Origin of the sequence: Halomonas sp. MS1 (assembly GCF_024182575.1) — a bacterium.
In the GTDB taxonomy this organism is placed as follows: domain Bacteria; phylum Pseudomonadota; class Gammaproteobacteria; order Pseudomonadales; family Halomonadaceae; genus Vreelandella.
In genome coordinates this window covers 3,278,300-3,290,852 of the sequence record NZ_CP098926.1, presented here as the reverse complement: position 1 = coordinate 3,290,852, position 12,553 = coordinate 3,278,300, and the positions used below count along the sequence as shown (strand labels likewise).

15 protein-coding genes and 1 pseudogene are annotated in these 12,553 nt (G+C 51.8%); 7 read left to right on the top strand and 9 right to left on the bottom strand.

Going from position 1 to position 12,553, the window contains the following annotated elements; all coding sequences use genetic code 11:
- Window positions 1-15 precede the first annotated feature (15 nt).
- The 6 genes from NF683_RS15025 to NF683_RS15000 form a co-directional block, all read right to left on the bottom strand.
- Window positions 16-594 (bottom strand): DJ-1/PfpI family protein, encoded by a 579-nt coding sequence (locus NF683_RS15025; protein WP_253920374.1) that lies wholly within the window; start codon window positions 592-594, stop codon window positions 16-18.
- 115 nt (window positions 595-709) lie between these two features.
- Window positions 710-1,255 (bottom strand): nucleotidyltransferase family protein, encoded by a 546-nt coding sequence (locus tag NF683_RS15020; protein WP_253920373.1) that lies wholly within the window; start codon window positions 1,253-1,255, stop codon window positions 710-712.
- Window positions 1,256-1,312: 57 nt separating this feature from the next.
- Window positions 1,313-1,744 carry a GFA family protein gene (locus tag NF683_RS15015; protein WP_253920372.1) on the bottom strand — a complete coding sequence of 144 codons (432 nt, stop codon included), beginning with the start codon at window positions 1,742-1,744 and terminating at the stop codon, window positions 1,313-1,315.
- 54 nt (window positions 1,745-1,798) lie between these two features.
- Window positions 1,799-2,224, bottom strand: coding sequence for an N-acetyltransferase (locus NF683_RS15010; RefSeq protein WP_253920371.1), 426 nt, complete (start codon window positions 2,222-2,224; stop codon window positions 1,799-1,801).
- Window positions 2,225-2,441: 217 nt separating this feature from the next.
- Entirely contained in the window at window positions 2,442-3,005 is a 564-nt protein-coding gene (locus NF683_RS15005) for a flavodoxin family protein (RefSeq protein WP_253920370.1), read from the bottom strand.
- A 32-nt stretch (window positions 3,006-3,037) separates the two neighbouring features.
- The gene (locus NF683_RS15000) at window positions 3,038-3,463 is read right to left on the bottom strand and encodes a VOC family protein (RefSeq protein ID WP_253920369.1); all 426 of its coding nucleotides are present in this window, start codon (window positions 3,461-3,463) and stop codon (window positions 3,038-3,040) included.
- Between the two features lie 102 nt (window positions 3,464-3,565).
- On the opposite strand from NF683_RS15000, the gene soxR reads away from it, so the two are divergent.
- Window positions 3,566-4,027, top strand: a complete 462-nt coding sequence (gene soxR, locus NF683_RS14995; protein WP_172420555.1) for a redox-sensitive transcriptional activator SoxR — start codon at window positions 3,566-3,568, stop codon at window positions 4,025-4,027.
- Window positions 4,028-4,101: 74 nt separating this feature from the next.
- Here soxR and NF683_RS14990 read toward each other — a convergent pair whose 3' ends face one another.
- Window positions 4,102-4,509, bottom strand: coding sequence for a hypothetical protein (locus NF683_RS14990; RefSeq protein WP_253920368.1), 408 nt, complete (start codon window positions 4,507-4,509; stop codon window positions 4,102-4,104).
- Window positions 4,510-4,684: 175 nt separating this feature from the next.
- On the opposite strand from NF683_RS14990, the gene rlmF reads away from it, so the two are divergent.
- On the top strand, window positions 4,685-5,629 hold the full coding sequence (gene rlmF, locus NF683_RS14985; RefSeq protein ID WP_253920367.1) for a 23S rRNA (adenine(1618)-N(6))-methyltransferase RlmF: 945 nt from the start codon (window positions 4,685-4,687) through the stop codon (window positions 5,627-5,629).
- A 651-nt stretch (window positions 5,630-6,280) separates the two neighbouring features.
- Here rlmF and NF683_RS14980 read toward each other — a convergent pair.
- Window positions 6,281-7,414 (bottom strand): DSD1 family PLP-dependent enzyme, encoded by a 1,134-nt coding sequence (locus NF683_RS14980; RefSeq protein ID WP_253920366.1) that lies wholly within the window; start codon window positions 7,412-7,414, stop codon window positions 6,281-6,283.
- 97 nt (window positions 7,415-7,511) lie between these two features.
- On the opposite strand from NF683_RS14980, the gene NF683_RS14975 reads away from it, so the two are divergent.
- The 5 genes and pseudogenes from NF683_RS14975 to NF683_RS14955 form a co-directional block, all read left to right on the top strand.
- A complete protein-coding gene (locus NF683_RS14975; protein WP_089040850.1) occupies window positions 7,512-8,141 on the top strand; it encodes a helix-turn-helix transcriptional regulator in 630 nt (209 codons plus the stop codon).
- 194 nt (window positions 8,142-8,335) lie between these two features.
- Complete coding sequence (locus NF683_RS14970) at window positions 8,336-9,298, top strand: threo-3-hydroxy-L-aspartate ammonia-lyase (protein ID WP_253920365.1); 963 nt, start codon at window positions 8,336-8,338, stop codon at window positions 9,296-9,298.
- Window positions 9,299-9,410: 112 nt separating this feature from the next.
- Window positions 9,411-9,845: a RidA family protein gene (locus NF683_RS14965; protein WP_253920364.1), complete on the top strand. Its 435-nt coding sequence runs from the start codon at window positions 9,411-9,413 to the stop codon at window positions 9,843-9,845.
- Window positions 9,846-10,109: 264 nt separating this feature from the next.
- Complete coding sequence (locus NF683_RS14960) at window positions 10,110-11,396, top strand: dicarboxylate/amino acid:cation symporter (protein ID WP_253920363.1); 1,287 nt, start codon at window positions 10,110-10,112, stop codon at window positions 11,394-11,396.
- Window positions 11,397-11,502: 106 nt separating this feature from the next.
- Window positions 11,503-11,758 (top strand): annotated as a pseudogene (locus tag NF683_RS14955) (transposase); the annotation flags it as partial.
- Between the two features lie 92 nt (window positions 11,759-11,850).
- On the opposite strand, the gene NF683_RS14950 reads toward NF683_RS14955, so the two are convergent.
- Entirely contained in the window at window positions 11,851-12,180 is a 330-nt protein-coding gene (locus tag NF683_RS14950; protein WP_089038030.1) for a DHCW motif cupin fold protein, read from the bottom strand.
- Window positions 12,181-12,553: the final 373 nt, after the last annotated feature.

The following is a 12,553-nucleotide window of genomic DNA, read 5'->3' as shown; positions in this document are numbered from 1 at the left end:
GGAGAAAGCGTAATCCTAGCGATTCCAGCGATATTCCATTTGTCGCGCTGTTTTCTCCGCAAGCTCGGTGCTGCGTAACTTGGCGACCAAGTGTAAGCACATATCGATCCCCGCAGAGATGCCACCTGAACTAATGACACCGCCATCGTCTACCCAGCGCACGTCCTCCACCACATCAAGCTGCGGAAACTGAGCTTTTAAATCACCTTGGTCATCCCAGTGAGTAGTTACTCTGCCTTTCAGGCTAGGCTGGGCATTAGCAACTAAGAAGATGCCGGTACACACTGTGGCCACCTGCTGCACTATGGCTGCTTGATCTGCAATCCAGGCCTTTACCTTTTCGTTTGCCATTTCACCCGTGTGCACACCACCGACAATAATCAATACATCGATAGGCGGGTGATTATCGATGGTGGCATTTGGCAACACCTGGTATCCCGCCCGGGCAGTGACTGGGCCGTCTTTTTCAGCAATTAAAAACACTGAAAACGGCGCGTCTTCATCACTGACGCGACTGGCCGTGGTAAAAACTTCAAAAGGGCCCGAGAAATCGAGTACTTCTGCCTGGTCATAGATATAGATGCCAATGTTCATTTGAGGACGTCCTTAGAATCTCAGTCTGCTATTTGCCAACAGTTAAGAGTAAAGCCACCACTGCTCACCATGCGTTACACCGCGCATAGTTCAACACTCATTAAATTAGCTGGTGTTAAACATTTACTACCAACTTTGGCCAAGTTTGAAGCCACCGCTTGTTGTATATCCGAGCTTCAAAATCCGTTCGTTTTGGCCGTTTTGGATTTAATGTAATGGTGTAGCCAAACAGTGGCTCAACGCCAAAAGGAGCCACAATTATTACCTCTCCGCTATCATCCAACGCAGCGCCTACAGCAGTTTCTACTTCTACCCAGAAACTCATGGCATCTTCGGTTGACGTATACGGACAATCCCTATTTCGCTCGTGCATTCTTGCTTGGTTCTTTACTGACCAGGGAAAGGTTGAGACACCCATTAACCTTTGCTGGATCTCACGATCACGAAAATCACTTACGTCGTTTGCGTCGAAGTAAATTAAATCAATGTCGTTCAATGGCGTACTCGCTGCAAAGCCATGCAGCTTGTCCCACACCAAATTTCTAACGAACCCAGCAGCGAGACACCAACCCGGCAACTTCTGCGCAGCCGCAATAGTCAGCGCCTCCATGCGATCAGGATCACTCATTATCCATTGCTTGATCAGCGCTTCATGATCCATCACAACACCTTACCATGGCGTTTTATTCTGACTATCGGAAATAAAACAGTGTATTCATCAATTTGTACGCTGTAATGCTTCGTGAAGCGACTTTAAGCTATCAGGGCCATCATCTAACCGAACACTGCTGCATGACGCTAGTTCCCATGTCGCCGATGAGGTCAAATGTAGATGCACTGCGACGCATGATCCCGTCTCCCCATCGAGCAGTCCAGCGGGGATCCAGACAAGCTCCGTGTCTCTCAATTTATTGGGCACTGAGCTACCACAGGCCGAACAAAAGTCATTCCGATAACCCGTTGGCTTTTGAAAAGAGCGAATATTGGCTTGACCAGAAATCCACTCGAAGCACTCCTCGCTTACAAACGTAGCGGCATTCGCTGAAGAACCAGTCGTTTTCCGACACAAAGAACAGTGGCATTGATAGAAGTTTGGTAGTTCTCCTTTAACGCTGAACTTAACCTCCCCGCAGAGACACTCACCTTTCATTCAACACTCCTATAATACTTCGCATCCAACAGCTCACACTAACGCGACATTGTGTTAACAATAACACTCCATGACTAACTCAGGATGGCCAGTTTGTTCATCAACTTGCTCACCTAATGAAATAAACCCCTGCTTTTTATAAAAGTTGATACTGGGAGTATTTTCCCGGTAGACGGTTAGTTGCAAGCACTCCCTTCGGCTCTTGGCATCATCAAGCATAGCTGCTCCCACACCTCGCCCCTGCAAGCTTGGCGACACAAAAACGGCAGCCAGTGTATTTCCGTATAAACTGTAGAAGCCCGCTATCTGATTGCCAGATTCAAACACAAAAGTTTCCGAGGCAGGGATATAAACATCGCGCATTTCGGTAACCTTTGACGCCCAAAACTCCGCTTCAACAAAAGCGTGCGCTTTAATCGATGCTGAAAGCCAGATCTCCAAAATCTGGTCAATATCCGTCTCACGGTATTTGCGAATCATCTACATGTTCCTTATTGATGGTCAGCTGAGCATACAATAGCTTGTTTTTATTAGCTATTCTTGGGTTCCTTAAGGCTCGTTTCTCGCCATGTGTTACACCGCACTACGATTTAGCCACTGATTGAATTAGCCAGCTTTGTATTGCGTGGTAAGCGTAACGCACCCGCAATGGTGATCTGTCGCAATAACATCTGCTGCGCGCCCAAGTGAACAACCTTTATGCTGCAACAAACCTCTTGCTAACTTGCGCCACCCGCTGGCCTAAATAACGCGCGGCTAGTAAGTCCGTTTCATTTAATACGCCGTCTGTTGAATGAGCGATAAGCCCAGATTGTGCTCCCAGCCGGTTACGCATACCTGGATCGTAGTTGCCCGGTATATCCAAGCCAACCCAGCACATGCCATGCTGATTCGCGAACACTTGCATGTACTGAAGGGTATTCAACTGGTCGCCGCTTAAGTTAGCACCAATAGTAAAACCAGCGGCAATCTTGTCTGCCCATGACTGCTTGGCCCAAAGCTCACTCGTGGCGTCACTAAAGGCTTTAAACTGGGCTGACACACAGCCCATATAGGTGGGAGAGCCAAAGACTAAGGCATCGGCCTTTCCTAATTGCTGCAGCAGCTCGGTGTTACAAAAACGCCCTTCTACGATATCTGCGCCAACGATTTCTATTTGAATAGCATCAACCCCAGGCTGTGCTGCCGCTCCAGCAGCGACAGCCTGGGCGAGTTGCTTAGTACTGCCCAAAGCAGAATGAAACACAACGGCAACGTTCATTACACTGACCCTTTGCGTTACTGTACTACTGGTTACTGAGCATCGCGGTTTAAATTTCGCTCGGCTGGGATGTCGCTTAGGTACTCGACAAACTCCACTTCAAAACCGGCCGGATCGACAAAATAGACATTTTTCCGAAACGGCTCTATAGCGCCAGGTTTGGCAATGGCATAGCCCGCGTTATTGAGCCTAGCGGCAACGGCATCAAGGTTATCGATCACATAAGCAAAATGGGCCAACCCAACGCTGTGACCTTTCAAATCGCGGTTCTCCCCTTCGCCGTGATCGCTTAACGCCAAGTAATTTTCATCGTCACCAAAGTGCACCCATTTACGCGGTTTGCCATACCACTCGCCATGGCCTTCATCCCGCACACGCCAGTGTGGAAAAACTGCCCGATAAAAATCCAACATGGCATCCATATCAGTAACCACCAGATTAACGTGTTCTAAGTACATAAGAGACTCCTTGCGTTAAGTGAGATGCCAGGGTAAAACCTCAACTTAAGTTGAGGTAAAGTGGTTTGTAGAAAAAAATGGCAAAAAAATATGAGGTGAGTAATGGCAGAAGCAATTTGGAGTGTTGGCAAGGTTGCCAAGCGCTGCGGCATTAAAGTAAGCACCTTGCACTTTTACGAGCAGCAAGGACTGATCCACAGCTGGCGTAATGCGGGCAATCAGCGGCGTTATAAACCAGAAGTGCTAAGGCGAATTTCGGTGATAAAAGCAGCGCAGAGAGTTGGCGTCAGCCTGGAGGAAATAAAGCAGGCCTTTGAATCATTACCGAATAACCGCACGCCAACGGTTGAAGACTGGCAGCAGCTGTCAAAAAACTGGCAGCAGATGCTTGATGGCCGAATTGCTTACCTGCAAAAACTGCGCGATAACCTAGCGGGATGTATCGGCTGTGGCTGCCTAAGCATGACTAGTTGCCCACTCTATAACCCCGACGACAAACTGGCTAAATCAGGTAGCGGCCCTGTACTCCTCGATCAGGCAGAGCAGAAAGCCAGAGCCCGATAAGAACCAAACGCTGGTTCCTTAAAATAGTCCTTAAAATAGCTCTTCGAATAGCCCTCAATAGCAGCCCTTACGTCTTAATCTACACCAATGAACCACTTGGGTTTGATACGCCCAAAGTCTCGACGGATATTGGTTTTCAAGGCTTTCTTGGAATCCAGAACGACAGCATCCCGTTCAGTTCTAACAAATACCACCCAATGCCAGAAAGACCTGCCCTGCTCCGTGCTCCACTTGATCGCCAACAACGCCTTATCTGGAAGCGTCGCCCAGGCCTCGAATGGCGTCTCCGTTGGCGCAGCCGTGATACCCAAAGCACACAATAGCCTACGGACATATTCAGTATCTGACCAAAGCGCTGTGTCTTCAGCATAAATACCCAAAGCATTAGCTGTCGCTTTGGCCTGCACGTAAGTAATGCCCGCAAGCGCGGCGCATGCAGCAATCCCACAGCCGGATATTTCTTCTTGAATAACAGGGTTCATTGAGTCTTCCAGTTAATACAGAACTATATGAAGTGGTACGAGGGAAGTTTAGCTAGTAGCCACTGACCTGCTACCCTCGAACTGCCAAGCATGCACATCATAACCATTAAGATTATAATCACTGGCTAAACCAGACCCACTCTACTATCGAACTCCAAGCCTCGGGCCTATTACTGTGAGCATCCCCCATCGAAGTAAAAAAAGCCAAGCTAGGTCTGTTCGCAAAGGCCTGCACCCGAGGAATCGACACAACCAAGGCTATGACTTCCCGGCTCTCGTAAAAAGCCACCCAGCGCTAGCCTCCCATGTAAAACCGAACGCGCATGGCGACCTTTCCATTGATTTCGCAGACCCATTGGCAGTAAAAACGCTCAATGCTGCGTTATTAAACCGGTACTACAACATTGTCGATTGGGATATTCCAGAGGGCGCGCTTTGCCCGCCAATCCCAGGCAGAGCTGACTATATCCATTACATGGCTGACTTGCTGGAGACTGGGCCTGGGCTAGAGCAGCGCAGTATCAAGCTGCTCGATATCGGCACGGGAGCAAATGGAATTTACCCAATACTGGCCTGCCAAGTTTACGGCTGGCAGTGTGTTGGTAGCGACATTAATCCTCAGTCGCTTGAGAACGTAGCCACGATTATCGCCAACAACCCCACACTCAAAGATCGCTTCACGCTACGCACGCAGCACGATAAAAACCACATTTTTGAAGGGATCATTCAAACCGGGGAATTCTTTGACGTCAGCGTATGCAACCCACCTTTCCATGCCTCACTTGATGAAGCTCTTAAAGGTAGCCGGCTTAAACTCAATAACCTCGCTCGTAGTCGCGGTGAACAAAAGGCAAAAAACCAATCCCCCACCCTGAATTTTGGCGGATTGGGAGCAGAGCTTTGGTGCAAGGGCGGCGAACAGCTGTTTCTTAAAAAGCTAATAAAAGAAAGCAAGGTGTATTCAACTCAATGCCGCTGGTTTACTAGCCTAGTTTCAAAAACTGACAATGTTAAGCCTGCCAAGAAGTTGATTGGTAAGCTCGGTGCAGTTGATATACGAGAAATAGAAATGAAGCAGGGAAACAAGATTACGAGAGTATTGGCCTGGACATTCATCTGAGCCGCGCAGGCGATTTATGCTTGCAGGCAGCCTGCGGTAGTCGGCACTAAACACCAAACCAATACGAATTTGATGGTTTGGTGTCGTATGGGCGATTCAAGTCAGAATACGTTGGCGATACCTGGAAACAATGTGGCTTAGCGCCTTGAACTCATCCTGGCAAATCTCCTTGAAGATGCACGACAATAAAGCCGCCATCGCCGTGCCTCTTCAGGCTGATACTACTAATCAACGACAAACAATTTAGCTCCTTGCGTTGTCGATGAGCGATGAAGTTCGGCATTATCGGCAACTTGGTAGCTCGATCCAGGCGTAAGAACAAAGCAGCGTCCATCCGACGTCACCCCATTCTCAGTAGCATCCGAGTTTAGAGTCTGAAGTTACTCTATCGTATTTTAATCGTAGAGACACTCTACGCGCTTATGATTGATCTGTTCACCCGCTTGACGCTACTTAAGGTAGATTACGCCAGCGCCGTAGCAACAATGCCGATGTGCCACGGCGGCTGCGTTGCACAAGTTTTGCGACCGATAAGGCATTGACGAGGTCGCGGTGCGCTTCGCGCAGGTAAGCACAACGGGTTTGGACGGCTGAGATGCGGCGAGAACCGCCAGCTACCAGCTATTCGTTTTTCATAACATTACTTCGTGCTTACCAGCCGTAGAAGCGAGGCCAAGTCTCGATATTGCCATCGGGCAGCACAGCTTGGTACTCAGGATGTTGTGTACCGGTAGCACAAGCGTGATTGGGCAGAATGCGCAACCGCGTGCCGATGGGGAAACGTTCCGCGATACTGCAGTCCGGCTCTCCGGTACCGGCCAGGATCCCATGCTCCTGATTGGCAGCACTCAAGATATATCCCTCCAGCACCTTTCCATCCTCGGTGCATACTTGCCCGTAGCCGAAGTCTTGTGACTGTTTTTGTGTTCCGCGGTCACGGCTCATCGCCATCCAACCGGCATCGACGATGGCCCACCCCTTCTCTTCTTGGTGGCCAATGACGGTCGTGAGGACACTTAGGGCGATGTCGTCCACTGTGCACACACCTACATTGCGCATCACTAGGTCGAAAAACACGTAGACGCCGGCACGCACCTCTGTCACACCATCGAGGTGTTCGGCCGACAAAGCCGTCGGAGTCGATCCGACGCTAACAACAGGGCATGACAAGCCAACATCATACAGTCTCTGCGCCGCACGCACGGCGCCTGCCCGTTCTTGTTCAGCGATGGCCAGCAAGGCTGCGGGGTTGTCATAATCGTAGCTGGATCCCGCATGGGTCATGATGCCACCCAGGCACATGCCAGCATCATGAAGCACACTCGCCACCTCCAGCAGGGCATCTTCTTCTGGCTTGATGCCCGAGCGGTGACCGTCGGTGTCAATCTCGATCCATACTTCAAACACTTCCTCATGCGCTTTACCGAAGCTGCCGATTTCCCGGCCCACCGCGACATTGTCCACGATGATCTTCAGGTCGCAGCCACGTTGACGAAGCGCGAGCGCTTGCGGGAGCTTGCTCGGTACCATGCCAACGGCATACAGGATGTCGGTAATCCCCGCGTCGAAAAACTGCTCGGCCTCCTTAAGTGTCGAGACGGTGATGCCCTGCGCCCCGGCTGCAATCTGGGCCCTAGCGACGGACGGGCATTTGCTCGTCTTGACGTGTGGGCGGAAGCGCACCCCGAGGGCGTTCATGCGCTCCTGCATGCGCTCGATATTGCGCTGCATGCGCTGAGTGTCGACGAGGGCGGTGGGCGTACCAAGTTCTTGCATGATGGTCATGGGAGGAGCTCGCTCAGTAAACATGGTGAAGTTGCATATTGACAGATTGTCCAGATTTATACAAACTGTCAAAACATCAACAACACCGGCCCTTGTCATGACACAACGTACTCAGGAGCAGCGATTGCTGCTCGAACAACTCAAACAGGTAGCAGAGGGGCTCGCCAAGACGTTCGCGCCCTTCTGCGAGGTCGTGGTGCACGACTTGCTGGACCCCTCACACGCTGTGCTTGCGATTCACAACAACCTTTCTGGCCGCGAAGTCGGCCATCCAGCTACCGAGCTCGGACTTGCCCGTATCATGGACGCCAAGTTCGAGCAGGTCATCGCCAACTATCCTAATAGCTTCTCTGATGGCCGCCAGATCAAGAGTACTTCGATCGGCATCAAGGATTCAGAAGGACGATACATTGCAGCACTCTGCATGAATATTGACCTCACCGTGTTTCAGGGCTTTCAGGGCATGTTGAATCAGTTCGTCGATATTCAGGTAGATGCCCCCGCCAAAGAGTCGCTGGACCCTACGGGCGCAGACGCCATTCGTGCCCGTATTGATGAGTTCGCGGCACGCCTAGCCACGACGCCACGAGCCCTCAAGGCGGAAGACCGTCGTATTTTGGTCAAGGAGTTAAAGGCGGAGGGCTTGCTGGAGTTACGTCGCGCGATGGAAATCATTGCCGCGCACCTGGGAGTCTCCCGCGCATCGGTATACAGCTATGCGAAGTGACAGCCGCAACTTGAGCTTTTGGAGTACAGGCTCAGCCACACTGATAATGCGTGAGGCTCTTGAGCCGCATTCAACATGACTGAATTCGTGCTGCAGGCGCTGAGCGTAGATCAGCTCGTTTACCACAAAGCATCCGCGGTCAGCGCGGGTGTCGGAACTGTGCGGCCTAGGATACAGGCCAAGAGAGGACTCCAATGATCAATCTTCCCACTTTTGACGACGTGTCCGAAGCGTCTGAACGCATCAAGGGCCAGGCCCACAAGACACCGGTGATGACATCTCGCACCGTCGACGAAGCGCTTGGCGCCCAGGTCTTCTTCAAATGTGAAAACCTTCAGCGCATGGGTGCCTTCAAGTTCCGCGGTGCGTTTAACGCGCTGTCGAAATTCAGTTCCGTGCAGCGCAAAGCCGGTGTCGTCGCATTCTCTTCCGGCAACCATGCCCAAGCCATCGCGCTATCAGCCAAGATCCTAGGCATTCCGGCAACGATCGTCATGCCGCACGATGCACCGGTAGCCAAGGTGGCAGCTACTCAAGGCTATGGCGGCAACGTAGTGTTCTACGACCGCTACACTGAGGACCGTGAGCAGATCGGTCGCGACCTGGCCGAGAAGCATGGCCAGACACTAATTCCTTCTTACGATCATCCCGACGTACTCTGCGGCCAGGGTACGGCCGCGAAGGAACTGTTCGAGGAAGTCGGCCCTTTGGATGCCTTTTTCGTGCCATTGGGGGGCGGTGGGCTGCTCTCCGGCTGTGCGCTGGCCACGCGGGAATTGTCGCCGAACTGCATGTTGTACGGCATCGAGCCAGAGGCGGGAAATGACGGCCAGCGCTCGTTCCGCGAGGGCAGCATCGTACATATCGACACGCCCAAGACCATTGCCGATGGTGCACAGACTCAGCATCTCGGGCATGTGACCTTTCCGATCATCCAGCGTGATGTCGACGACATTCTGACTGTCTCGGATGCTGAGCTCATCGACTGCATGGCCTTTATGGCAACGCGCATGAAACTTGTCGTCGAGCCCACTGGCTGCCTTGGCTTCGCCGCGGCTCGACAGATGAAAGCCGAACTGCAAGGCAAACGCATCGGTGTGCTCGTCAGCGGAGGCAACGTCGATATGGCGCGATTTAACAGTTTGCTGTCCTCGTAGCGTCGCGCCAACCAGACACTAGAGCTTCAATTTCCGTTCCACCCCCAGCCGCCGGTCTCTTCCGATCGAGGGTAAGGGACTCCTTTGTCCAACACTCAGAGAAATGCTCACCATGAATCAAGCCATCCAACGCCCCGATATTTATTGCACGAACAGTTCGGAGCTCTCTTCTCCTGCCGGCCATTATTCCCATGTCTGCATGACAGCCGGTCAGGTCTTCATTTCCGGCCAGCTCCCGATCCAACAAGATGGCACGCCTCTAAGCGATAGCTCATTCGAGGAACAGGCCCGTCAAGTGCTTGAGAACGTTGATGCCTGCCTTGCATGCGTAGGCCTTGATAAGACAAGGCTGACACAGGTGCGTATCTACGTCACCGATATCAGCAACTGGCCGCTGTTCAACGAGATTTATGCAAGCTGGCTTGGTGATCATCGCCCTGCCCGATCCGTTGCAGGAGTCAAAGAACTTCACTTCGGTACAGCGGTGGAAGTCGAAGCCATCGCATTGCTCCAGCCCACCACCGATTCCCACAAGGAGATCTTTTAAACCAAAGCGGGCAAGCCCGCCTACTAGAGCACTCTTCAAGTGCTGTCCGGCCGTGCGCCATGCTGCATCGGGCATGGTGTATTGAGGCCTTACCTCAAAAGGCGCCAAAAATTCCGACTCTCGCGTTCCTGTGTTCGCCAGACACGCAGAGGTGATGGCGTCAAACCTGACACAAAGAAATGTCGGAGAAATAGGAGAAAAACAATGACAAAGCATGTCTCTCATCCGCCCACTCGTCGTGGCCCCTTCGCATTATGGAGGGGTATGCCACTCTGGAAGAAAATATTCATCGCGCTAACGCTAGGGCTGGTTTTGGGTATAGCGCTCAATCAAACAGGTAATGCGGATATTGCTACCAGCATCAAGCCGATCGGCGATCTCTTTATCCGCGCGATCAAGATGTTGATCGTTCCGCTGATTTTCGTTTCGCTGGTCGCTGGCATCGCCTCACTGCAGGATCTCGCCACCATGGGGCGGCTCGGAGCAAAAACGTTTGCTCTGTACTTGGCTTTAACAGCAGTGGCGATTTCGATCGGTCTCGCCTTATCGATCATCTTCAAACCCGGCGTCGGCGTCGATATAGGCACGTCCACGGCCAGCAACGTAAACGCTGATGCCAGTGAAGCACCGACCATTATCGACACCGTTCTGGGTCTTGTTCCAACCAACCCCATTGAAGCGTTCGCGACCGGTAACGTATTGCAGATTATCGTCTTTGCCGTCTTGTTCGGTATCGCGATTGTTCTCGCTGGCGACGTCGCCAAGCCAGTGAAAAACTTCTTCGATGCAGCAGCTGAGGTGATGTATCGGCTGACATCGATCATCATCTCCTTTGCCCCCTATGGTGTGTTTGCGCTGATGGCCTGGGTGGCCGGCACCTATGGTCTCGATATGCTGGCCCCATTGGCCAAGGTCATCGGCATGGTCTATCTCGGTTGCGCCATCCATGCACTTGTGGTTTACGGGGGGTTGATCAAGTTCGTCGCTCGGCTTAACCCCGTACGCTTCTTCCAGGGCAGCATCGAACCGATGATGGTCGCCTTTACCAACACATCCAGTTCAGGAACGCTACCTGTCACGATGATGGCAACCGAGCGTAATTTAGGCGTGTCACGCCGCATCTCAAGCTTCGTCCTGCCGTTAGGCGCCACCATCAACATGGATGGCACAGCAATTTACCAAGGCGTATGTGCTGTATTCATAGCGCAGGCCTATGGCGTCGACCTTAGCACCAGCCAATATCTGACCATCGTGCTGACCGCGACGCTGGCCTCCATCGGTACCGCTGGAGTGCCCGGCGCTGGGTTGATCATGCTATCACTGGTACTGACTTCAGTCGGCCTTCCGCTCGAGGGCATCGCAATCATCGCGGGCATCGATCGAATCCTCGATATGGCGCGCACGTCGATGAACGTAGTAGGCGACTGCGCGGTAACCTGCTTGGTCGCGCGCAGCGAAGGTGAACTCGATCAAGCCGCCTACGATACCCCACATGTACTTAAATCCGAGGAAATAAGCGGTCGGGCAAAACCGGACACAACCCTCGCTTGAGCCCTCCTCAGCCTAGCCTTTTGCGGGGCGGACTCCGGCCCGCATACCACTCTTCCGCTGGCACTTGGGCATCGGCAAAGATAGTCATTTGACGACATGGCAAAGGATGATCGATAGGTTCTATGTTGTGCGTACGACCAACGAGCATCTGGAGAAGGTCCGCAAGGCACTCAGAAAGGAGCTAACAGCCAACCAGCGACGGGGGCCCCTCAAGGATGATCGGAAGATCCTATTGAAGCGGGCTCACGACGCTTCAGGCCGTGAGCAGCTCATCATGGAAATCTGGACAGGGGGCTCCCTCAACTTCTGGAAGCCTACGAGCTAAGGAGCGGTTCTACCACATTCGGAACTGTGCCACCCGGCGTGAAAACTTCTGTACTTAATGGGTTCAGCAAAGTCAGTAGCACTTTCCCCAATAAAGTAACCATCGCCGTGCCCCCTCAGGCTTGTGATACTAATCAACGACAAACAATTTAGCTCCTAGCTTTGTCGAAGAGCGATGAAGTTCGGCATTATCGGCAACTTGATAGCTCGACCCAGGCGTGAGAACAAAGCAGCGTCCATCGTCTAGCTCAGTATGAAGTTCACCTTCAAGGCAGAGCAATATGTGGCCTTTAGCACACCAATGATCCGCCAAATAGCCAGGACTATATTCAACCATACGCACCCGGATATCCCCAAAATTTCGGGTCTTCCAATAAGCAACGCCACTTTCTCCAGAATGCTCAGTCTGCTTAACCTCAGACCAATCTGTCACCCCAAAAGGTAAATCTGTAATGTTCAAACTACGTCTCCATAAGTAGATAACACCAAGTATTCCAGCACGGGCTTTGTTTGGTATCGAACAAATCAAAGCACTTCTCTACGATTAACTCAAGGTCTCCGCTCTGTTAGCCAGAGAACAGCGCAAGGGCTCCCTACTGTTGCCTTTAACTAAGCTAACCGCTTCATAGCACGAATTCTCTCAAATACTAATAAAGTTGCTTAAATTCTCTAATGCTACTCGATATTCCAAATTGAGGCGCATTGATGCACTCATCAACGACAATACTGAAGAAAAGACACAAAACCCTAGACTGATGGATGCCACTGCGAGTCGACCTCGCGGTTGATCCCAACAACTATTAGTAAGATTAGAACCTTAATTAAGTATTATT

Bases quoted from the DNA above. Each gene is read 5' to 3' on its own strand.
- NF683_RS14975 (WP_089040850.1), top strand. From the start codon at position 7,512: ATGACACAACGTACTCAGGAGCAGCGATTGCTGCTCGAACAACTCAAA.
- NF683_RS14990 (WP_253920368.1), bottom strand. From the start codon at position 4,509: ATGAACCCTGTTATTCAAGAAGAAATATCCGGCTGTGGGATTGCTGCA.
- NF683_RS14960 (WP_253920363.1), top strand. From the start codon at position 10,110: ATGCCACTCTGGAAGAAAATATTCATCGCGCTAACGCTAGGGCTGGTT.
- NF683_RS15010 (WP_253920371.1), bottom strand. From the start codon at position 2,224: ATGATTCGCAAATACCGTGAGACGGATATTGACCAGATTTTGGAGATC.
- NF683_RS14970 (WP_253920365.1), top strand. From the start codon at position 8,336: ATGATCAATCTTCCCACTTTTGACGACGTGTCCGAAGCGTCTGAACGC.
- NF683_RS14965 (WP_253920364.1), top strand. From the start codon at position 9,411: ATGAATCAAGCCATCCAACGCCCCGATATTTATTGCACGAACAGTTCG.
- NF683_RS15000 (WP_253920369.1), bottom strand. From the start codon at position 3,463: ATGTACTTAGAACACGTTAATCTGGTGGTTACTGATATGGATGCCATG.
- NF683_RS15005 (WP_253920370.1), bottom strand. From the start codon at position 3,005: ATGAACGTTGCCGTTGTGTTTCATTCTGCTTTGGGCAGTACTAAGCAA.
- soxR (WP_172420555.1), top strand. From the start codon at position 3,566: ATGGCAGAAGCAATTTGGAGTGTTGGCAAGGTTGCCAAGCGCTGCGGC.
- NF683_RS15025 (WP_253920374.1), bottom strand. From the start codon at position 594: ATGAACATTGGCATCTATATCTATGACCAGGCAGAAGTACTCGATTTC.
- NF683_RS15015 (WP_253920372.1), bottom strand. From the start codon at position 1,744: ATGAAAGGTGAGTGTCTCTGCGGGGAGGTTAAGTTCAGCGTTAAAGGA.
- NF683_RS15020 (WP_253920373.1), bottom strand. From the start codon at position 1,255: ATGGATCATGAAGCGCTGATCAAGCAATGGATAATGAGTGATCCTGAT.
- NF683_RS14980 (WP_253920366.1), bottom strand. From the start codon at position 7,414: ATGACCATCATGCAAGAACTTGGTACGCCCACCGCCCTCGTCGACACT.